Source organism: Paraglaciecola sp. G1-13, assembly GCF_055809255.1.
On record NZ_CM147903.1, the window covers coordinates 207541 to 228857 of the forward strand.

General features: G+C 44.5%; 24 protein-coding genes and 1 tRNA gene. 17 read left to right on the top strand and 8 right to left on the bottom strand.

The features are described 5' to 3' along the window. Positions 1-22 precede the first annotated feature (22 nt). Genes hpf through AC0L6N_RS00925 form a run of 4 tightly spaced genes read left to right on the top strand, consistent with a single transcriptional unit; the run spans position 23 to position 1892 of the window. Positions 23-310, top strand: coding sequence for a ribosome hibernation promoting factor (gene hpf, locus AC0L6N_RS00910; protein ID WP_006992775.1), 288 nt, complete (start codon positions 23-25; stop codon positions 308-310). A gap of 15 nt (positions 311-325) precedes the next feature. After that, on the top strand, positions 326-769 hold the full coding sequence (gene ptsN, locus AC0L6N_RS00915) for a PTS IIA-like nitrogen regulatory protein PtsN (protein WP_006992776.1): 444 nt from the start codon (positions 326-328) through the stop codon (positions 767-769). 2 nt (positions 770-771) lie between these two features. Further along, entirely contained in the window at positions 772-1617 is an 846-nt protein-coding gene (gene rapZ / locus AC0L6N_RS00920; protein WP_006992777.1) for an RNase adapter RapZ, read from the top strand. Next, entirely contained in the window at positions 1614-1892 is a 279-nt protein-coding gene (locus tag AC0L6N_RS00925; protein ID WP_011573478.1) for an HPr family phosphocarrier protein, read from the top strand. Before rapZ ends, AC0L6N_RS00925 begins: the two co-directional genes overlap by 4 nt. A gap of 100 nt (positions 1893-1992) precedes the next feature. Here the strand turns inward: AC0L6N_RS00925 and AC0L6N_RS00930 are convergent, their stop codons facing one another. The 5 genes from AC0L6N_RS00930 to AC0L6N_RS00950 all read right to left on the bottom strand — a co-directional run bounded on the left by AC0L6N_RS00930 (position 1993) and on the right by AC0L6N_RS00950 (position 5898). Beyond that, positions 1993-2763, bottom strand: a complete 771-nt coding sequence (locus AC0L6N_RS00930) for a DNA/RNA non-specific endonuclease (protein WP_473478026.1) — start codon at positions 2761-2763, stop codon at positions 1993-1995. A 134-nt stretch (positions 2764-2897) separates the two neighbouring features. Beyond that, a complete protein-coding gene (locus AC0L6N_RS00935; protein ID WP_473481219.1) occupies positions 2898-3737 on the bottom strand; it encodes an FAD:protein FMN transferase in 840 nt (279 codons plus the stop codon). 145 nt (positions 3738-3882) lie between these two features. Then, a complete protein-coding gene (locus tag AC0L6N_RS00940) occupies positions 3883-5181 on the bottom strand; it encodes a DUF3570 domain-containing protein (RefSeq protein ID WP_473478028.1) in 1299 nt (432 codons plus the stop codon). Then, positions 5172-5411: a DUF4266 domain-containing protein gene (locus AC0L6N_RS00945; RefSeq protein ID WP_473478031.1), complete on the bottom strand. Its 240-nt coding sequence runs from the start codon at positions 5409-5411 to the stop codon at positions 5172-5174. The genes AC0L6N_RS00940 and AC0L6N_RS00945 overlap by 10 nt, the downstream gene beginning before the upstream one ends. Positions 5412-5415: 4 nt before the next feature. Then, complete coding sequence (locus tag AC0L6N_RS00950; protein WP_473478033.1) at positions 5416-5898, bottom strand: TlpA disulfide reductase family protein; 483 nt, start codon at positions 5896-5898, stop codon at positions 5416-5418. Between the two features lie 204 nt (positions 5899-6102). Between AC0L6N_RS00950 and AC0L6N_RS00955 the strand changes: the two genes are divergently transcribed. Then, positions 6103-7224, top strand: coding sequence for a M28 family metallopeptidase (locus AC0L6N_RS00955; protein WP_473478034.1), 1122 nt, complete (start codon positions 6103-6105; stop codon positions 7222-7224). A 90-nt stretch (positions 7225-7314) separates the two neighbouring features. On the opposite strand, the gene AC0L6N_RS00960 is transcribed toward AC0L6N_RS00955, so the two are convergent. Beyond that, the gene (locus AC0L6N_RS00960) at positions 7315-7890 is read right to left on the bottom strand and encodes a GbsR/MarR family transcriptional regulator (protein WP_011573484.1); all 576 of its coding nucleotides are present in this window, start codon (positions 7888-7890) and stop codon (positions 7315-7317) included. Between the two features lie 502 nt (positions 7891-8392). Here AC0L6N_RS00960 and AC0L6N_RS00965 point away from each other — a divergent pair. The 3 genes from AC0L6N_RS00965 (at position 8393) to AC0L6N_RS00975 (ending at position 10032) form a co-directional block, all read left to right on the top strand. Next, positions 8393-8956, top strand: coding sequence for a lipocalin family protein (locus tag AC0L6N_RS00965; RefSeq protein WP_011573485.1), 564 nt, complete (start codon positions 8393-8395; stop codon positions 8954-8956). A gap of 90 nt (positions 8957-9046) precedes the next feature. Then, positions 9047-9568 (top strand): hypothetical protein, encoded by a 522-nt coding sequence (locus AC0L6N_RS00970; RefSeq protein ID WP_473478036.1) that lies wholly within the window; start codon positions 9047-9049, stop codon positions 9566-9568. A 125-nt stretch (positions 9569-9693) separates the two neighbouring features. Next, positions 9694-10032: a zinc ribbon domain-containing protein YjdM gene (locus tag AC0L6N_RS00975; RefSeq protein WP_006992790.1), complete on the top strand. Its 339-nt coding sequence runs from the start codon at positions 9694-9696 to the stop codon at positions 10030-10032. 96 nt (positions 10033-10128) lie between these two features. Here AC0L6N_RS00975 and AC0L6N_RS00980 read toward each other — a convergent pair whose 3' ends face one another. Next, positions 10129-11883: a lysophospholipid acyltransferase family protein gene (locus tag AC0L6N_RS00980; RefSeq protein ID WP_473478039.1), complete on the bottom strand. Its 1755-nt coding sequence runs from the start codon at positions 11881-11883 to the stop codon at positions 10129-10131. A 187-nt stretch (positions 11884-12070) separates the two neighbouring features. Here AC0L6N_RS00980 and pyrC point away from each other — a divergent pair, with 187 nt between their 5' ends. The 5 genes from pyrC to dbpA all read left to right on the top strand — a co-directional run bounded on the left by pyrC (position 12071) and on the right by dbpA (position 17006). After that, positions 12071-13105: a dihydroorotase gene (pyrC, locus tag AC0L6N_RS00985; protein WP_473478040.1), complete on the top strand. Its 1035-nt coding sequence runs from the start codon at positions 12071-12073 to the stop codon at positions 13103-13105. A gap of 41 nt (positions 13106-13146) precedes the next feature. Beyond that, positions 13147-13929, top strand: coding sequence for a substrate-binding periplasmic protein (locus AC0L6N_RS00990; protein ID WP_473478043.1), 783 nt, complete (start codon positions 13147-13149; stop codon positions 13927-13929). A gap of 147 nt (positions 13930-14076) precedes the next feature. Beyond that, positions 14077-14844 carry a substrate-binding periplasmic protein gene (locus AC0L6N_RS00995; protein WP_473478046.1) on the top strand — a complete coding sequence of 256 codons (768 nt, stop codon included), beginning with the start codon at positions 14077-14079 and terminating at the stop codon, positions 14842-14844. A 64-nt stretch (positions 14845-14908) separates the two neighbouring features. Further along, entirely contained in the window at positions 14909-15598 is a 690-nt protein-coding gene (locus AC0L6N_RS01000; protein ID WP_473478048.1) for a crotonase/enoyl-CoA hydratase family protein, read from the top strand. 28 nt (positions 15599-15626) lie between these two features. Beyond that, positions 15627-17006, top strand: coding sequence for an ATP-dependent RNA helicase DbpA (dbpA, locus tag AC0L6N_RS01005; RefSeq protein ID WP_011573492.1), 1380 nt, complete (start codon positions 15627-15629; stop codon positions 17004-17006). Between the two features lie 82 nt (positions 17007-17088). Here dbpA and AC0L6N_RS01010 read toward each other — a convergent pair whose 3' ends face one another. Then, on the bottom strand, positions 17089-17427 hold the full coding sequence (locus AC0L6N_RS01010; protein ID WP_006992797.1) for a PilZ domain-containing protein: 339 nt from the start codon (positions 17425-17427) through the stop codon (positions 17089-17091). Positions 17428-17915: 488 nt separating this feature from the next. Between AC0L6N_RS01010 and AC0L6N_RS01015 the strand changes: the two genes are divergently transcribed. From AC0L6N_RS01015 to secE, 4 genes are all read left to right on the top strand, one after another. Continuing rightward, the gene (locus AC0L6N_RS01015; RefSeq protein WP_011573494.1) at positions 17916-18536 is read left to right on the top strand and encodes an RraA family protein; all 621 of its coding nucleotides are present in this window, start codon (positions 17916-17918) and stop codon (positions 18534-18536) included. A 22-nt stretch (positions 18537-18558) separates the two neighbouring features. Then, a complete protein-coding gene (locus AC0L6N_RS01020) occupies positions 18559-20400 on the top strand; it encodes an ABC transporter ATP-binding protein (RefSeq protein WP_473478051.1) in 1842 nt (613 codons plus the stop codon). Between the two features lie 205 nt (positions 20401-20605). After that, positions 20606-20682: transfer RNA gene (locus tag AC0L6N_RS01025), tRNA-Trp, on the top strand. A gap of 255 nt (positions 20683-20937) precedes the next feature. Next, complete coding sequence (gene secE / locus AC0L6N_RS01030; RefSeq protein WP_006992801.1) at positions 20938-21315, top strand: preprotein translocase subunit SecE; 378 nt, start codon at positions 20938-20940, stop codon at positions 21313-21315. Positions 21316-21317: the final 2 nt, after the last annotated feature.

The following is a 21317-nucleotide window of genomic DNA, read 5'->3' on the forward strand; positions in this document are numbered from 1 at the left end:
GATTAAAGAAGGAAGAGGCGATATGCAAATTAATATTACTGGTCACCATGTGGATGTAACCGATTCACTAAAAGATTATGTCGATACTAAATTTACCAAGCTCGAGCGACACTTCGATCAGATCAACAATGTTCACGTCATTCTCAATGTAGAAAAGCTCAACCAAAAAGCGGAAGCGACAATACATTTGAATGGGGCAGATGTATTTGCCACCATGGAACACAACGACATGTATGCGGCAATAGATGGCCTAATCGATAAACTCGATCGGCAAGTTATCAAGCATAAAGAAAAAGCTAAACGCCATTAACCCATCAGGTAAATAATGGAAATATCAAATATTCTTCACCCTGACTGCGTCGTATGCGCAGTTCAGGGGTCCAGCAAAAAGCGCATTTTAGAGCTTATTAGTCAATTGGCATCTGAGCACCTTGTTGAAGTAGACCAAGCGACCATTTTATCCAGTTTAGCGGGGCGCGAGAAAATGGGGTGTACGGGCATTGGTGGTGGTATAGCACTACCACATGGCCGTATAAAAGGGCTAGAGTCAGCCCTAGGCGTGCTTGTAACGTGCCAACCTCCGGTCCAGTATGACGCCATCGATAACATGCCAGTGGATATCTTCTTTGCTATTTTAGTACCAGAGGAAAAGGCCCAAGAGCACCTACAAACCTTGTCGGCGATAGCCAAAAAATTCGTTGATAAAGATATTTTAAATCGTTTGCGCAGTGCAACCACAGACCAAGAATTATTTCAGGTACTCAGTTAATTATGAAGCTTATTATCATCAGTGGGCGTTCAGGCTCAGGGAAGTCCATCGTTTTACGTTCACTGGAAGATTTAGGCTATTACTGCGTTGATAATATCCCCGTCAACTTATTGCCCACTTTGACCCATACCGTCGCTGACGAGTACGATCAGGTCGCGGTCAGCATTGACGTGCGAAATTTACCCAAAGATCCCAACGAATTGGTGGAAATACTCGACTACTTGCCGTCAACGTGGGAAATGACCATATTGTATTTGGATGCCAGCGATGACGTACTGATTAAGCGTTTCAGTGAAACCCGCCGCTTGCACCCGTTGTCTAAGCAAAACAAATCATTGTCTGGTGCTATTCAAGCCGAAAGCCAGTTATTAGCGCCAATAGCCGAACGTGCAGATTTATATATAGACACAGATCAATTGTCAATTCACCAGCTGGCCGAATTGGTGCGTGAGCGAATATTAGGTAAAAAAAGCTCACGCTTGGTTTTGGTTTTTGAAAGCTTCGGTTTTAAACACGGTATTCCTAAAGATGCGGATTATGTATTTGATGCGCGTTTCTTACCCAACCCGCACTGGGAGCCAGATTTAAAACCCCTTACTGGACTTGATTCCCCCGTCGAGATTTTTCTTGGCTCACAACCTATAGTCACTAAATTTATTTGGCAAATTCAGAATCTGATTTCTACTTGGTTGCCACATTTAGAACGTAATAACCGTAGTTATGTGACAATCGCCATCGGGTGTACTGGCGGTCAGCACCGCTCTGTGTACGTAGTGGAAATGTTAGCCAAAACATTTAGCACCTCGCACCCTGATGTGCAGATACGTCATCGCGAGTTAAACCGATGAGTGAGCGATTAGAGAAAACCTTACTCATAGTGAACAAGTTAGGGCTGCATGCCAGAGCAGCGACTCAATTGGTTAAGCTTGCGAATCAATTTGAAGCTGAAGTCACTATTGTTCAGGATGACAAAAGTGCCTCAGCAAGCAGTGTGCTGGGCCTAATGATGTTAGAGAGTTGCCAAGGCAAAGAAATTCAAGTGATATCTGAAGGGAAAGACGCGCGCCAAGCGATGGATGCTGTTGAAGAGCTTATTGTCGGAAAATTCAACGAAAGCGAGTAATCAGTTAGATTTAATGCAACGTGCACTTCAATTTAGACTTTTTCCACTCATCTCGACTTTCTACTCATTCGCTATTTTTTTGAAACGCGCGGTTGGGTTATCAGCAACCCAATTGACTGCTTAATCCACCTAAACGCGCTTCAACCGCATATTCTTTGCTGCCCTTCATTTCTGGGAATATATTCAGACCGCTGCGAGTTTCTACGTTATCAATCGTGACTTCTTTACTGCAGTAGTCATCGGCTCTCGCGCTATTTTGCTCCATGACATAGGCGGACGCTCTAACATAACCCGCTTGGTTTATTGTCGCGACAATTTTGAAGTAGCCAGAAGGAATAGTGTGGCTTTCATCTGCACCTGGAAGCGTAGCAAAAAAGCTTTCATATAGCGGGCCTGTTACTACATACACGGACTCTCCGCTGCGCGCTAATACGCGCACTGCAGACTCTAATCGGACCCATGGCCCTTGATTCAAATTAGAGCTTTGGGGGGTAATGTTTGATAGATAGTTTGTACTGCGCCAATCAGCGGTATTGCTCACACTTGCCAATGGAACTTGGTGTCCTCGATCGGTACGGATGAGAGCGTGAGCATCTTTATAGTCAGCGGCTTCTAGCGTGTGCTCGCGCTTTAAGTTTGGATCAGAGCGCCAACTGCGTGAACGACTAGGACCATCTATCGTTTGCGTGGTCACTTTATATGCGGCCCAATCGGCAAACTTCGTTTTCTGATTATTGCTTATGGTGTAAATGGCGCGCTCAAGTAAGTCGTTGCTGTCAGGAGCACCTGTCGGGCATCCTAAAGAGCTACACACATTGGCGTACCCGGCATTACAGACAAATGCCAGTATTAATACAAGGTAGGACTTCATTAACGTTACTCGGGTTAAACTCTACACGTACATCAGTGCGTAGATCATACCTCAAGAGCGCAATAAAACCGTTACACTTATATGAAATTATTCAGTGAATTTATGGCTTAATATTATTGATGGCAGGAGTCAGTTCACCAATAACACCAATGCTTTTGCTGCTGAGCTTGTAAGAAGTGTTCGGCCTCTGTGCCTTGCAATAATGCCATGGTTGCTAACATGCCGGATTGAATACAAAAGTCAGTGGCTACGGTCACAGAGCGGGGGGCCCCAGAAACTGGATAACCGGTTTTGGGGCTCAATATATGACTATAGCGAACACCGTTGTGGACAATAAAGCGCCGTGTATCTCCGCTGGTGGCTAACCCACCGGACGCTATCTTCACTAACGCGCTTTTAGCTGAATCACCCTTGACGTGAGGGCGTTCAATACCTACTTGCCAATACGCCTCATGGTGCCTTGGTTGGGTAACTTGAATATCCCCGCCAAAATTAATCAACACAGAGGTATCCGGTGCCAATTGCATACACAATTTGGCCGCTGAATCCACAGCATATTCTTTACCAATGCCGCCAAAATCTAACTCGAACCCTCTGGGTAGGCGAATCTGTTGCTGAGTAAATTGCACATTTTGCCAGCCAATGTATTGCAATACTTCGCTGACGTGCTCCGAACGTGGAAATTGACCTTTCCCGGTGAAATCCCATATCTTTCGTAGTACGCCAGACGTTAAATCAAACATGCCATCGCTTAGTTCGAAACACGTTTGCCCGAAGGCGAGCAATCGATGTGTTTCTTGATCTATATCGACCCATTTTCCATGGCTATTGTTTATCTGATGAACTAGGTTGCCAACAATATAGCGACTGTACTTTTGCTCGATCCGTTTCGTTTGCAAGACAACTTCTTGTAGTAAGCGATTGGCGAGCAATTGATTCGGGGTTTCAATAAGCAATTCACATGGACTGGCCATGCAAAAGAAGTGACCATGGTAATAGTCACTTTTAGCTATTAGGGCGGGAGCTTGACTCAAGGTTGTCCTACTTAGTTATGCGTTGATTTTTGGTGGGTGAATTCGCTATACATCCTACGCCAATATACCTTGAGCCAATCTCATATCAAAAGCTATAGCTAACCTGAGCAATAATGGCATCGATACTTGGGTAAAGATCTAGGCCTTGCAAAGCGCCTGGTTCATCGAACCCCGCATTTTTTGGACTCTGCTGATAATATTCCAGCCGAACCGCCCACTCGCGACCATTATCTAAGGCTTGTCCATACTTAAGGCCAATGGTGTACGCGGTCATTTCACCTAAACGATAATCTGCGCTGGCCACTGACGGTAGCAGTGAGCCTGCAAGCAAAAATGGCTGATAGAAATCTGCGGCGCTCTGCTGATAATAACGAAAGTGCGGTTGGATATAGCTGTTATCGGTTAGCTTCACTCTAAACCTGGAGTCCAGTGTATGCGAGTCAATATCCCAGTCATCGGTCGCATAACGATAAGAGACATCGGCAATACCGTAATCTGAGGCGTATTTGGTTTGCCAGTAGACACTTTGTTTAGTGCGCTTATCTGGTCGATTCTCGTGCAAAATATCCTGAGTAACACCTTCAGTGTTGACCACACTTAATAGTTTGTACGGGTCAGTGAGGTAACCATCAGCAACAGAATAACTGTAGTTAAATTGCATTAACATACGGCGATTGATTACCTGAGTCACACTCAAAAGTAAATCTACCGTATTTTTATCTTTGCTATCCGCGGTTCTGGTAGCATTAAATGCCGTTTCAAATGCGCTTTCATCGCTAAATTGACCGTTGTTGACCACCATTGAGGTAAGACCGATCGGCGCTTCGCCAACAGGATCAATGCTGTCGTATTGGTAAGACACACCGGCAGAAAGGGTGGTGTTTTTTTGATTAAAATCACGGGCCAGTGAGCCATTAACACCCAAGGATAAATAATCATACTCTTTTGAGAGATGCACGCCTGTGCTACCTGTTATGTTCTCCCATAGGGGCTGGGTCCACTGGGCACTGAGCTGAACGCGGGTATCTTTAAAGGTATCATCTAACGGCGTTTCACCAGCATTGACCACGTACTGACCATTGCCAGATGGGCGAGTAAAGGTTTGTACGTCTTGTTGGGCGACAGCGCCTGACGCTGAGGCGCCTGTGAGAGTATCGATGGCTATTTTGCCATTGAATATGTGTTCGTCGCCAAAATCTTTATTAGCGTTAAACACTCCCTCACCTAACTGCACTCTGTCGGTTTCACCGTAATAGAGTATGGCGGTGTCGAACTGCCATTCGTTAGCTTGTGTGTTTTCTTGGGCTTGTACACCTGAATTGAGCAGCGCGCAGGCGGCGGCAGCCAGAGACACGCTGATGTTATTATTTTTAGTTAGTTGCATCCGCAGCCTCCACCAGCAAAGGAGCGACCACCGCTCGTGGCTTCCTTGCTGAAGTAAATATGATCGTCTAACCCGATATCTATACCTTCAGCATCTAAGGCCATTTCATCTTTTGCCAATAGATCTCGTTGCCATGGTTTAACCCCTAGGTCCGCACAGCCGTTTAGGGTGAAACTTGCCACCAGAGTCGCGGCCAAAATCAGGCGCTTTTTAGTCAATTGAACTAGCATGTTATTACTCCGTTTCTTGTAATAGGGTGACGAGCTGCTGCTCGTAAGCAGATGCTTTTGCGTTGAAAAAACCTTTATGGTTAAAGCGAATGCTGCCGTCTCTGGCGACTAAATAACTGCTAGGCATACCGATGAGATCATAGCGCTGTGCAATTTCAGCTTCTGGGTCGAGTACGATGGGGAAATTAGCCGGAATTTTCTGTAAAAATGCTGTGACTAGTTGAGGTTCCGTATCTAGATTCACCGCGACAACCACTAAACCCTGTTCAGCATATTTGTGCTGCATGTCGTTCATCCATGGAAAAGATTGGCGGCAGGGTTTACACCATGACGCCCAAAAATCCACATAAACCACTTTGCCTTTAAGATCGCTCAGATGCACCGCGCCAGAGCGTGTCATATAGCTAAAATCTGGAGCGACGGTTGCATAGCCACTGCTGGAATAGCAGGTAAGGTACAAAACGAAAATAGATATGAAATTACGCATATTAAGCCGATAAAATAGAGAGAGCGTTAACCATAAAGCGTGAAACTTAAGAAACTCTTAATACGGGGAATTAATCCAGACTAAGCGGTTTGTCATATGGTGAGTTAGCGCGACATCGCCGTTGGCTAGCGCCGACAGCTAGTAAAGTGCAGAAGGCATAGTTATTATGCAGGTTGTTGAAACCTAAAGTGAAAATAACATCCAATGAAACCGTTATTGTATCTTGCGCTTTGCGCCTTGTTTGCAAGCTCGTCCTCCCTGCTAGTGCACGCTGTTCCTCTATCGACTGAAGATTCAGCGCCTAATACGTTAATTGGCACAGGGGCATTGACTCACATTATTGCTCTGGCAGATGACAAGAAGGGTATTGGGGCGAGGTCAGCAGGCTCGAAACAAGAACACCAAGCTGCGCAGTATATTTTTCAGCAATTACTAAGAGTGGGGCTTAAAGCCGAGCAACAAACATTTGCCATTGAGGTAAACGAGAAACAGGCTACGTCGATAAATATCAGTGCCGTGATCCCTGGGAAGTCGAAAAAAAGAATAGTAATAGGCGCGCATTTTGATTCCACAGGTGTTGAACAAGGTAGTTTAGGCGCAACGGATAACGCCAGTGGCGTAGCGGTATTGTTGGCAGTAAGCGAACAGTTAGTGCAAACGAAAGCGCTTCCTTATAGCGTTCAAGTGGTATTTTTCGGCAGTGAGGAGATAGGTAAGTTAGGCTCTAACTATTTTGTTCGCGCTATGCCCCAAGCTGAGCTGAACAATATTATTGCGATGCTAAATTTAGACACCGTCATAGGTGGCGATGTGTTGTATGTGCATAGTAGTTCACCCACTGATTTTAGTTGTAAGAAAATCGAAAACGCTAAGCTAAACACCAGTGGTGTATTTAGAGATGCACTTTTGGCTTATGGCGCATCGCAGCCCTCATTACCTGCTCGATTTGAATTACATGAAGATTCAGAGGTCTTTGCAGCAGGTCAGACCGGCGATTGGTCAGATCATCAAGCATTCGCCTGTAACAATATCCCTATTGCGTACATCGAAGCGACGAATATGGACATTAATGGGCGAGGGGGAAAAGATGGTTACTCTCAATCCATTGAAGCGCAGTTCTGGACATGTTACTCAGGGAAAAAGATAGGCAGCTGTGACCCGGATAACGAAAAGAAATGGGGAGAAATTTGGCATACCCAATTTGACCGCTTAGACCGACTTTCTCCCATTTTGAATACGCGTATGATGGATCAGCTTAAAGCCAACATCACTCTGATCGTGGGGGCGCTTAACGATCCTAACACCATGGCGAAGTTGGGTAAATGAGCCGGCACTGCCACGAAGGGATTGCTTTCAAATTCGGGCTAATTCCGAATGGAATAGAATGAAGTGTTTGAGGAAAATACAAGTGTAAATCTATTCTTTATTGGGCTTTTTCTCAGGGGTCTTATTAGTTTTCATTAGCTTGTTCTTCATGTCGATGACTTTGCCTACGCCTGAACCTAATTTCATTAACGTGCCTAAGGTATCTGGGTTCATTTGCTGTAACTCGCTGGTCCATTTACTGATGGTTTCAAGTAAATCGTGTATTTCCTGTAACCGCTGTTGTGCGTATATCTCTTCTTTATTTTCAGGCGTTTCAAGCATAATACCGCGCAGCAAAGTCAGTGTTGGGTCCATTTCTCGTTTACGTCGTTCTTCAAACACCCGATTGGCCATTTCCCAAATAGTACCTGCACCTTGGTAATATTCTTTGCGGTCCCCAGGGATGTGATGTTGCTTAATTAACTGCCATGATTGTAATTCTTTTAAGCCCATACTGACATTTCCGCGGGATACGCTGAGCGCTTCTGCGATTTGGTTTGCACTTAAGGGCGTTTCACTGATGACCAGCAACGCATACATTTGCCCAACGGTACGATTGAAACCCCAGCGGCTGCCCATTTCGCCAAAGTGCATGACGAAGGATTCGATCATAGGTGTCATTTGCATAAAGTATCTTATATATAGAAGTTTCAGTAATTATTGAAATTTAAACCTGCGCTGATGCTTTGTCAAACACCTTTGTCGCTGGATAAGGGGCTCATCACAAACGCTATTTTCTACTATTGGGACTGATTTAGTGCATCTATCCCCAATTTTTTTGCCGTAGATTAAATCGAATTAGTTGTTAGTTCAGTATGATACCTAGGGCCTGTTGAGCATTTAGAATCGAAATTTGTTCAATCTATCCTTGAAAGGATCCTTCGAGCAGCACATGTTTAGCATTTATGCTGCGTTGTCGTCTATTTAATGGGGATAGTCGAACTACTTAACCTGAGTTCTGGATAAGACGTGTCAGTCCAATGGGATTTAAACCTATAATTCAATGGCTTATCCAGTATTCAGGTTACTTAAACTCTGGTGTGTATGAAAACATTGAGCGGCAACGTTAAGCTATAAAGATAAACAGACCCTTGTTGAGCCATAAAATAATTTTATAAGGACACCATTTATGCAATTAAAATCGTCATTACTCACTTTCTTCAGGGGGTTGCCAAAGTCTGGGTACAGGCTAGCGATTCTCTTGTTTGTCGTGCTTTTAAATGCTTGTACTTCTTTACCTGAAGGTATTAAACCGGTGAAAGATTTTGAGTTGCAACGTTATCTGGGCAAGTGGTACGAAATCGCACGCCATGATCACTCATTTGAACGAGGCTTGGAACAAGTAACAGCACAATACAGTATGCGAGATGATGGCGGTGTGAAAGTCATTAATCGTGGTTTCAACCCAGAAGAGCAGGAGTGGGACGAAGCCATTGGCAAAGCTTATTTTGTTGGCGAGCAAAACACCGGTCATTTGAAGGTGTCTTTTTTTGGACCTTTTTATGCGAGTTATGTGATCTTTTCGTTAGACATTGATGACTACGGTTATGCGATGATCACTGGACCCAACAGAGATTACTTTTGGATCTTGGCCCGTCAACCTGAGCTTGAGGATGATGTGCTGCAACGCTTGCTGACTAAGGCACGCGATGCAGGCTTTGATACAGAAAAGTTAATTTTCGTCAACCAGTGAAAGCAATGGCTAAGTGATTAATGTTTTTTGAAATGTTCGCCTCTTAGGCAGGGTCTTTTACCAATAGATACATGAAGTAACAGGAACCCTATGTTTAGCGACAATCAGGCACTTAATAGTCACTTAGAGACAGTAGAGCAAGCAAAAACGTTTTTAAAACATATCTCACATCATGCCTATCAAGACGTCATGACGGCCCATGTGGTCAGCAGTGCAGGTGCTCATATGCGGCATGTGATTGACCACTACTTGGCGCTCAAACAAGGAATAGAAAAAGGGGTTGTGGATTATAACTTACGCCATCGTGAGTCTGATGTCGCCCATTCAACTGCTTCGGCCTTACAAGCGTGGAATAGAATTGAGCATTGGTTATTTGATGTCTATCAATCTGATATGCATGCAAAGCTCACGGTGTTGAGTGAAACGTCAGTCAAGCAAACGTATGTGAATGAGGTTAACTCTACCCTTGGGCGTGAATTAGCTTTTGTATCAAGCCATGCTATTCATCACTTTTCTTTGCTGGCGATAATTGCATCGCTGCAAGGGCAAACTACTCATGCGCTTTTTGGGGTGGCTCCCTCAACGGCAACCTACCAAAGAGCGCAAGCTTAAGTCATTAGTAAATTTGGTGTTTTTATATTTTTTGTGGATAATAGCGCCAAATTTAGCTTGGTTATCTATGAAACGTATATTGTTTTTAGGTTCAAGCATGGCATTAGTTAATAAAGGAACGCACCATGAGTGGCTTACCAAATTGTACTGCGTGTAACTCTGAATACACCTATGAAGATGGAAATATGTATGTTTGCCCTGAGTGCGGACATGAATGGGCGCAGGGTGAAGACGCGTCTGAAGACGATACGCCAGTTATCCGCGACTCAAACGGTAATACACTCGTGGACGGTGATACCGTAACGGTCATCAAGGATCTGAAAGTAAAAGGCTCATCGCTGGTGGTGAAAGTGGGCACTAAAGTGAAAAATATTCGTCTGGTTGATGGCGATCACGACATCGACTGCAAAATTGACGGTGTTGGTGCTATGAAACTCAAGTCTGAGTTTGTGAAAAAAGTTTAAGTCATCTTAATCACAAGTGTGTGATCACGTAAAATAGCTGATTGCACGGTGACGAATAGCGCCCCATTTTTAACTGGGCGCTATCACTTCTTCGTTTTATTGATTTTCTTTATGGCATTTGTACGCCTTCCAGCCATCCCCTAAATACAGCCTGCCTAATTTTTCTGGGGCTTTAGCAAGCTCAACGCTGAGTAACAAACCTGGGGTGTGGTTAAAGTTGCTGTCTATCCCCAAACAATGAAATTTAGCGCCAAGCTTTTGATAATGCTTAAGCAGAATGGGGATGTCTTTACCATCACTTTCAATACCTGCTAACAGACTGGTTAAGTGTTTTTTCAATGGATACTGCTTAGCAAAGTCTGCTATTTCAGGTGGTACAGAGAAGCCCAATTGAGTGCGGGCTGTTGCGTTACGCGTCGGTGTGACCAAAGCATGCTCAATGAGACTGACACTGCGTGGGTCGTACAACTTACTTAATGAGACGGTGCCGTACAAAGTACGATATTGAGGGAATTGACAAACAAAGCGTCCTATTCCTCGCCAAAGTAGTAACAAACCCTGAAAGCTGTTTTGGTATTCTGGGATTAAAAAAGAGCGCCCCATTTCTAAACAAGGCGCCTGGCGGTTAATGAAATCAGCTGAGAAATTAAACATCGCGCTCAAATAGAAAGGGTCAATATTCAACGAAGCATTTGCTAATAAACGGTCCGACTGGCCCATTCGATAGGCGCCGATGATTCGGCCTAAATCGCGCTCAACGATGAACAAATGGGTGTAGGTTTTGTCAAAATCATCTGTGTCTAACGAGTTTCCGCTACCTTCATCATGTTCACGAAAAACCAGTTCGCGCAATCTGGCTATTTCTTTGACGGTTTGCGGTATTTGCTCATAGTAGGCGTAGTACACGTCTAAATTGCGATAACTCAGTAACGTTTGACTTTCATCAAGCTGGGCGAGCTCAGTATTGATGACAGAGCCCGGCACTTGGGTTATTAAAGGTTGCATTGCTACCACGTTAGAAGCGGGCCAAGTGTGTCGCCAAGTCGGATCTTGGGTGTAACTTTGAATACGTTGCAGCGCTGACAATTCGATATCATCTGTATTTGCGGCAAAAGCGTTAGCGGGGACGCAAGTCGCCGCAGATATTTTAATGCTCGTATCGCGTTTATTTAATAACTCTCTGGGAAGCATAAGCATTCTCAGGCGGTAGTACACTCTTCCAAGACGGTAAAACAGTGGGCTATTTTCACCACTTACAAACAGCGCTAAGTACTGGGCTCCAGTGCGAGTCACTAAGTTGGCAACAATGCGATTCCATTGGTGCTCACTAATGCGTTTTTTGTCCGCTTGATAGTAAGACACTCGCCCTGCTGGGAAAATCAGTAATGCGCCGCCTTGCTTCACGTGGCGCAAGCTCTCACGCAAAGAGGGGGCGTTTTTAGGATCGCGTTCAGAAAGCGGGTTAGTGAAAATAAAGTAATCTTTTAACTCAGTGAAAAGGGCGAGACCTTGATTGGCTAATACTTTCAGATCAGGCCGAACCTGCCCTATAACGTAAGCTAAAATCACCCCCTCAATTCCGCCAAAGGGGTGATTGCTGGCGATAACAAGTGGGCCGTTTTTAGGAACTTTTTTTTGTAAAACGTCAGTGCCTTCTACTGTTACATTGAGCGCCTCAAGTAGTGCTTTGGCGAACGCTTCTTTGTTCAAGCCAGTTAAATGATGTTCGCGATATAAATGATCCAAACGATGAATGGCCAGTAGTTTGTCCAACAAACCCATTACACCGGTTAAAATGGCAGTTTGTTTTTCTTGGGGAACAAGATTCAGTAAGGTGATGGCTGTGGTCATGGGCGGTCCGAGGTCAATAGCTTAGGGCTGCGACACGTTTTACGTGCACTGGTTTTAATACTAGACCGTTATCAAGAGGTTTATTATTCAGCGACGTTAGGAATATCTTGGCTATTATATCCAAGCGCAAATTGCGGCATACTATGTAAGAACAATGACCTAACAAATATGACTTAAGGCTATAACAATGCAGCAAATCACTTTGACCCAGCCAGACGATTGGCATTTACATTTTCGCGATAATGATATGTTGCTAGAAACCGTGCCTGCTACAGCAAGGACTTTCAAACGCGCTATCGTCATGCCTAATTTAGTTCCGCCGGTGGTGAATGCTGAGCTGGCAAGTGCCTATCGAGACCGAATTCTAGCGGCGCGCCCCCAGGGCAGTGAATTTGAACCCTTGATGACGCTTTTTTTAACCAATACCACCTCTATTGACGATATTCGAGCAGCGAAAAAAGCCGGTGTGGTTGCGGCTAAGTTATATCCAGCAGGCGCGACGACCAATTCTGATGCAGCAGTGAAGGGCATTGAAGCCTTGTTCCCCGTTTTTGCAGAAATGGCCGAGCAGGGTATGTTGTTACTTATCCACGGTGAAGTCACTGAAAGCCACGTCGATATTTTTGACCGTGAAAAATTTTTCATTGAGCAATTCTTGGTGAAAATTGTGAACCAATTTCCACAATTGAAAGTGGTGCTTGAGCATATCACGACCAGTGATGCAGTGGACTTCGTAAGTGCCAGTTCGCACAATGTCGCGGCAACTATAACCCCTCAGCATTTGCTGCTTAATCGTAATGACTTGCTGGTGGGCGGGGTGAGACCACATAATTTCTGTTTACCTGTGCTAAAGCGCAGTACCCATCAACAAGCGTTGCGAAAAGCAGTTGCGACAGGTTCAAGTAAATTCTTTTTAGGAACGGATTCAGCGCCTCACGAAAAAAGCGCGAAAGAATCAGCATGTGGTTGCGCGGGCTGCTACAGTGCGTGGAGCGCGTTGGAATTGTATGCTCAGGTATTCGAAGAATTAGACGCCTTGGATAAGCTAGAAGGCTTCGCGAGTCACCATGGAGCCGATTTTTATGGTTTACCGCGTAATACCAAGCAAGTAACTTTGGTAAAAGAGGAGTGGACTATTCCTGAAGTGATTACTTTGCCCAATGGTGAACCTATCGTGCCATTTTTTGCAGGGCAAACAGTTAATTGGGCGCTCAAAGCGTAATGCACATACGCCGGGCGCTCATCACTGCTTGGTTAGGATTCATGTTGATTCTTGCTCTTTGCGGTAAAGCGCTCGCTCAAGAAAGTACGTCAGAACCCGCGTTTTGGGTTTTGACATCCTTGGAGCCACCTTTTAGCTTACGTAACGACAAGGGGCAGCTTGAAGGATATTTGATTGAGGTGGTTAGCGGTATTTTAACCGAAGCAAACATTGAGCAAGAGATCCTCGCTGCGCCTTGGGGGCGCTTAATACAGGAAGCGCAAAGTAAACCTAATGTGCTGATGTTTCCACTGGCGCGCACCCCTGATAGAGAAAACGACTATCATTGGATTTTACCACTGACTTCAAATATTTACGGAGTCCTTGGTGCTACTGAAGATAAAAAGTTTGTAAAACGAAAAGAAGACTTGAATAAGGTATCGCCAATTGGCGTGCTCAAAAACGATTTTCGCCATAAAGTGCTGCTAGATCAGAATATTGAAGGTGTCATGCCTTTTGATGATTACGACGCAGCCGTTTCTGAGCTCTTATCGGGAAAGCTTAGCTCTTTGTTTTTCTCTGACGCTGGCTTACGTTACTTTTGTTTTAAACAAGGTGCGGATTGCTCACACTTTACTTTGCTCTATGAATACCAAACTCTCACCAGTTATATTGCCTTGTCAAAAGGTACTGATGCCCAACATATTGGTAAGTTAAAGACAGCCGCAGCACATTTCTTACGGGGTGCTAAATTTAAGGAAATACAACAACGTTGGTTAATGAAGCTACGCTCTCAAGGTCCATTTAAATTGCATATCGATCATGGGGTGCTCAACCTCTGGTAGTAGTCAAGCGGAGCCTTCATATTTCGAATTGATTAGGTGCGATTCATTAAAGTGATAGCTCTGACTCCTACATATTAATACACTAATAACATAATGATTTTTCAGCCAACAAATCGGGGTTTTTTATTATGCACTGGAGCGTATGCCGTGTTTCGTAATTTAACCTTAATCCTTTCCCTATGTTGCTTATTCCATCAAAAGGTCAGTGCCCAATCTAATCACGAAGAGTTAGCTTTAGCGGTTATTTATGCTGAAGGGCCGCCGTTTTACGTCTTTGATGAAAACACCCAGCGCTCAAGCGGCTTATTTATAGATATACTGCAACACTTAGCTCAGTCACTTGACCGTGATTTACGTTATTTACCCACCGCACGAAATAAAATAGAGCAGGACGTTTTGGAACAGAAAGCGGATGTGGCCTTTTTAGCGCCTAAGTGGTTAGATTCGCCCGAAAAACTGCTGTTCAGCGATCCCGTCTTTAGTTATCAACACGCCTTTTATGGGCTCAACGCGCCACAAGAGGGTGATAAACTTGCAGATACCGTGCATGGCAAAAGTGTCTGCTTGCGTGAAAATTACCGCTACCCAGAGTTGGATCCTTGGCTTAAAAATGGGGTGTTGTCTCCCGTATATGTGTCTAGTCATTCTCGCTTATTTGACATGCTACAACTCGCGCGCTGCGACCTGATATACACCAATACATATAGAGCACGTTGGACGCTGAACGCAAATCATTATGATAAGGCCGTGTTCCAGTTGGGCACGATGGGGTTAACCGATGAGATAATGTTGGCTTTTTCACCTGGTTGGACAGACAAGATCCCGCAAGTTAATGCCATCATTGAGCAAATGCGTCAATCCGGTGAAATACAAGACGTTATAGATAAGAACTTGAATCAACAGCGTGCTGAATAAATTTAAGTAACTAAATTAATGTGTTAACAAGTAAAAACAATAACGAATATATGAAAGGACAACTATGACTGAATTAGTGCAATACCAATGTGAAAACAATGTAGCAACCATAACGTTAAATAACGGCAAGGTGAATGCGTTTTCTCACGCTATGATCGATCAGCTCAATGGCGCGCTTGATAAAGCATCAGCGGATGAGGCTGTAGTGGTCATCAAAGGCCAACCAGGCATGTTCTCTGCCGGGTACGATTTAAGCGTGATGCAAGAAAGTATGGAAGCCGCAATGAAATTAGTTGAGAAAGGTTCGACATTGACGCGTAGAATGCTGTCCTTTGAATATCCTATCATTGCTGCCTGTACTGGGCACGCTGTTGCTAAAGGCGCGTTTGTGCTGTTAGCCTCTGATTATCGAATTGGGATTCAAGGTAAGTTTAAAATTGGTTTGAACGAAGTTGCCATTGGCATGACCATGCATCAAGCGGGTTTAGAATTAGCGCGTGGACGATTAGCCCCAGTGTTTTTTAATCGTTCCGTGATATTAGCTGAAATGGTATCAGTTGATGATGCCGTAACCGCTGGTTTCCTAGACGTGGCGGTAGCACCGGACGCATTTGAGCAAACCGTCGCCGCCACCGCGCAAGCGATGACCAAATTAAATATGAAAGCCCATAAACAAACTAAGTTAAAAGCCCGAGCCGGACTGTTAGACGCGCTAGACAAAGCGATTGAAGTTGACCGTGGTTCGAGTCTTTAACGATTAAAGACATAAATGAGAGAATGTTGTGAGTAAGGAATTTTCCTCCCTGGGGCTAGAAGCAGCCTTGTTAGATAATTTGCAAAGTATGGGGTTCAGTCAAATGACTGAAATTCAAGCCGGAACGCTACCGGCTATTTTAGAGGGGCGTGATGTAGTGGCGAAAGCCAAAACCGGAAGTGGTAAAACCGCTGCTTTTGGCTTGGCTCTATTGCACAATTTAGACGTGAAGCGCTTTCGTGTTCAAGCTCTAGTGATGTGCCCTACCCGAGAGTTAGCGGAGCAAGTTGCTCTCGAAATCCGCCGTTTAGGGCGCGGTATTCACAATATTAAAGTGTTAACGTTATGTGGTGGTACGCCTATGGGGCCGCAAATTGGCTCACTGGAGCACGGTGCTCATATTATCGTTGGCACACCTGGGCGTATAATGGATCATCTTTACAAGCGCCGCTTGGATTTATCGGAAGTTAATACGCTGGTATTGGATGAAGCAGACCGTATGCTTGATATGGGCTTTGAAGATGAAATGGATGCCGTTATTAAAAGCGTGCCCGAGCAGCGTCAAACCTTGCTGTTTTCTGCGACCTACCCAGATTCAATCGCCGCGATCAGTGGCCAAGTGCAGAAAAGCCCATTAGAAGTCACTGTTGAATCCACCCACGATACCGACACCATAGAGCAAGTATTTTTCGAAGTAGAAGATGCACATCGTACAAAAGCTGTAGCTGCGCTATTAAGTCATTATCAACCTGAATCGGCAATTGTGTTTTGTAATACAAAAATAGCCTGTCAGGAAGTGGCTGATGAGCTGCAGTCCATGGGGGTATCAGTACTAGCTCTGCATGGTGATTTAGAGCAGCGTGAGCGTAACCAAGTGCTGGTGCGTTTCGCAAACAAGAGTGCCTCTGTGTTGGTGGCAACGGATGTGGCCTCACGGGGCTTAGACATTAAAGAAGTAAACGCTGTGATTAGTTATCACATTACGCCCGACCCAGAAGTACATATCCATCGTATAGGTCGCACGGGCCGAGCGGAATCAAAAGGGGTTGCACTAACACTTGTTGCGCCAGATGAAATGGCCAGGGCAAACGCCATTGAAGATTACCAAAAAGCGAAATTGAAATGGACAGGCATTCAAGCCATGCGTTTTCATGCTAATCGCTTGATCCAACCACAATACAGTACTTTATGTGTTGATGGCGGTAAGAAAGCCAAACTCAGGCCGGGTGACTTACTTGGCGCTTTGACCAAAGAAGCGGAAATCCCTGGGGATGATATTGGTAAGATCCATATCACTGAGTTCCACGCCTATGTAGCAGTAAAAACGCGCAGTGTTAAGCGGGCCATGCGCCAATTAGGTGAAGGTAAAATCAAAGGGAAAAAGTTTAAAGTGCGTAAGTTTAACTGAAACGCCCAGTAAAATGTTTTGAATATAAAAAAGGCGATGAGTGACTCACTCATCGCCTTTTTCGAATCAGTTTACCCGTGCTTTAACTCGAAAACACTCTACTCCTATGCTTATTAGGCATCTTTTTATGCAGCATTTGTCTGAACTCATTAGAATCATAAGCAAACAACACTCCAATCCCTTCTTGACTGCAATGGGTTATCAAGCCTTTTTGCAGTAACAGCGCGTCATTTTGCTGCTCGTCGGTAAAATATAATTCTATAAAGTCATCCGGACGGAGTTCAGGATGTGGCATTTCAATAAACGCGCCGAAAGGGCTTATATTACGGGTACAGGTTTCGCCCATTTCTTTTCCCATATGGCGAACTTTCACTTCAAGGGCTAAGGGGGCTCGGTTACTCGTGCGGTGATTCAAGGACATTCAAACCTCTCTTTTTGACGTTGTGTAACAAGCCTTGTAAGTATACAAAATATATATCAGACGTCATGTTTTTTCGGGATTAAAATTGACCTTGAACAATATGGTGAACATTCAACTGATTTATGTATATCTAAGGGCATACCCTAATCTTATTACATGGCGAGCTTATATACGAAACGATCTGTTTAACGGCGCACACTGGGATCAAAAACCACTGAACGCATTCTTAGGAGGGATTTATGAATGTGGATTGGTATTATCAATTAGCGGATGCCAGCATTGGGTAAACGAGATACTATTTAATATAGAAAAGAATCCAGTTGAAAGAATTTCGACCTCTGTCATTTTACACTGCCGGGAATTGAACCGTTCTACACTTAGCCTATACGTGTATCTTGAGGGGGATTTCCAGGCGGCGCCTTGAATAGAGAGAGTTTTACGTAGTACATTTTTAGGTGCCTTGCGCACGTCAAATTATAGGGTGATATATGTTAACCATGGCTGATTTTGTAAAAGTGTCTCCCTGTGAATATTCAGAAGGGTTAGGGCGTGAACAATTTGTAGATGGCGCTATTAGAGAGTTATGGCCGCAAATGCCTAGAATTGCAGGGCCAGCATTTACGGTTAAATGTGCGAAGGGTGATCATCTTAGCCTACATGCCGCTATATACCGTGCAGCTCCAGGAGACATCATAGTCGTTGAAGCGGACCCTGAGTTTGCCAGCGCAGGGGGAAATGTATGTGCTGTCGCTCAGCAACGGGGGATTGCGGGCTTTGTTATAGATGGCGTCATCCGTGATTTAGGCGAGGTACGAGATCTGCAATTTCCTGTCTATGCCCGTGGTGTTATTCCAGTGCCAGCTAAAAAAGAGCAAATTTTACCTTTTAATCAACCAATTAACTGCGGCGGTGTACGCGTCTGTGCTGGGGATATAGTCGTGGCTGACGAAGAGGGTATTGTGGTTATTCCGAAAGCGTTGGCCGAAGAAGCTTATCGCTTGGGTAAAGAAAGAACAGACAAAGACGCAGCAATGTCATTAAGTGAATGGCGCGAAGCTCATGAAGCCAAAATTGAAGCGACCCTCAAGGCTTTAGGCTTCCAAGATTAATTTAAGTAAATAAGTAGTTGATATGTTTTCATTTTTTGAACGGTTAGTAGAGCCGTTCCCACAGGATATGCCTGGGCAACCTCCAGAAGGCTTGGTGGCGTTTTGTCGTTATTACTCCAAAGGAATGTGGCCCGCTATTTTTGCAGTATCGATACTTGCAGCAGCTATCGCCATGTTAGAAGTGTCGTTATTTGGATTTGTTGGGCAGTTAGTCGATTGGCTGGCGTCTAAAGATCCTGACACCTTTTTAGCCGAAGAAAAAAGTAGCTTGATATGGATGGGAGCCGTGGTACTGGTGATTTTACCTAGCTGCGTAGCGCTGCAATCATTGATTAACCATCAAACACTCATGGGTAATTATCCCATGCGCATTCGTTGGCAAGCGCACCGGTATTTGATTGGCCAAAGTATCAGCTTTTTTCAGAATGAATTTGCCGGCCGCATCGCCACCAAAGTCATGCAAACCGCACTGTCGGTTCGTCAGTCGGTCATGCAGCTACTTAATTTATTGGTGTACATCAGTGTCTATTTTCTCAGTATCGTGGTCATGGTGTTTAGCATTGATTGGCGATTGAGTTTGCCTTTAATCTTGTGGCTGTGCATATACATAGGTGTTCTACGCTACTTTGTGCCGCGATTGAAACGCGTTGCTCAGCGCCAAGCTGATGCACGTAGTGTGATGACCGGCAGAATAGTCGATAGTTACAGCAATATTGCTACGGTTAAGCTTTTCTCGCACACCAGCCGTGAAGCCGATTATGCCTATGAAGGTATGAATGGGTTCTTGCAAACGGTTCATCCGCAAATGCGTTTGGTTACCTTGCTTAATACCTGTGTGTGGTTCAGTAATGCACTGTTAGTATTCTCTATCAGTGCTTTATCCATCTACCTTTGGTTAGAAAAAGTGGTGACGCCGGGGGATATAGCTATTGCTATTACGTTGTGCCTTCGTTTAAACGGCATGTCTCAGTGGATCATGTGGGAAGTGTCATCCCTTTTTGAAAATATAGGTACAGTACAAGACGGGATCAATACCTTGTCTAAACCGACGGCGGTTAAAGATATTGACAATGCGCCGCCTCTTAGCGTCAGTGGTGGGGCGATTACCTTTTCTGATGTGACATTTAATTACCCTGGACCTGAAAATAAGCAGATAGAGGTGTTTAATAACCTTAATATCGATATAAAACCGGGTGAAAAGGTTGGGTTAGTTGGTCGTTCGGGGGCGGGTAAATCGACACTGGTTAACTTGTTACTGCGCTTCTTTGATGTGCAAAGCGGTAAGATATTAGTCGATGGGCAAGACGTGAGCGAAATTAGTCAGGAAAGCTTACGTTCTCATATCAGTATGGTTACCCAAGATACATCGCTGTTACATCGTTCTGTACGCGACAATATTTTATATGGTCGATTAGGTGCCAGTGAAGAAGAAATGCTGGCTGCTGCGAAACAGGCCGAGTCCCATGAATTTATTCAAAACCTTTCCGATTTACATGGGCATACAGGGTATGACGCACAAGTCGGCGAGCGTGGTGTTAAGTTATCTGGGGGCCAGCGCCAACGTATCGCCATTGCGCGGGTCATGCTTAAAGATGCACCTATTCTTATTCTGGATGAGGCTACATCAGCTTTAGATTCGGAAGTAGAAGCCGCTATACAAGAATGCCTCAACAAGGTAATGGAAAATAAAACGGTTTTAGCCATTGCTCACAGGTTGTCCACTATTGCCCAAATGGATCGGTTATTAGTGCTGGACGATGGTCGTATAGTTGAGTCGGGTACACATAATGAGCTGTTGGCGCACAATGGTATTTACGCCAAGTTATGGGCCCATCAAACCGGTGGTTTTATCGGTGTTGAGTAAAGACTAGGGTAAAGCATACATTCACGGTACGCTTTATCCTCGTTTTCATCTTGTATAACACCGACTAATAAGTATAATACGCCTCCCTCCTTATTAGTGATTCTGAATTTTTCCACAAAAATCTAAGACGTCATAAGGATGGTGTAAGTAAATTTAATCACTCAATTACGTGATAAGTGAGTGATTAAGAGCAGTATTTTATTTTAGGGGTGTAGTTCCAATTGGTAGAACAGCGGTCTCCAAAACCGATGGCTGGGGGTTCGAATCCCTCCACCCCTGCCAAATTAGGTTAAAGTTCAGAGGCGTTATACTGCAGCTGAATAGTAAAAATGTAGAAGGTTGAGGGACGAGAACGCCCAAGGGTTCGACAAATCGTCTGGAACGATTTGAACCGCGTCAGCGCCGCTTGCGGTCAGTTACAGGGAGGTAACTGAGATCATCCCTCCACCCCTGCCACTTTTGGCATTGAAACTAAGTGTATAGGCAGACGTTTGCACCATTGATGACGTCGCGATTAAGTTAGTATTAGGTAATAGCATGAGCGAAAAAGCGGAAAATAGTTCAAATCCATTAGACTTAGTTAAATGGCTAGTTGTTTTGGTTTTGTTAGGTGGTGCGGTTGCAGCAAATTCCATCTATGAAGATATATCAGTACTTTATCGCGCACTTGGTGTCGTCGCAGCTGTCCTTGTTGCCGGTTTTATTGCCGCTTCAACGGAAAAAGGTAGCAGCTTTTTGACCTTCGCTAAAGATGCTCGCACGGAAGTACGAAAAGTTGTTTGGCCCACCCGCCAAGAAGCAACACAGACGACAATTATTGTTTTAGTTGCTACAGCCTTCATGTCACTAGTACTGTGGGGCCTTGACCTCATTATCGTACAGTTAGTTTCTTTTATCACCGGCTTAGGAATTTAATC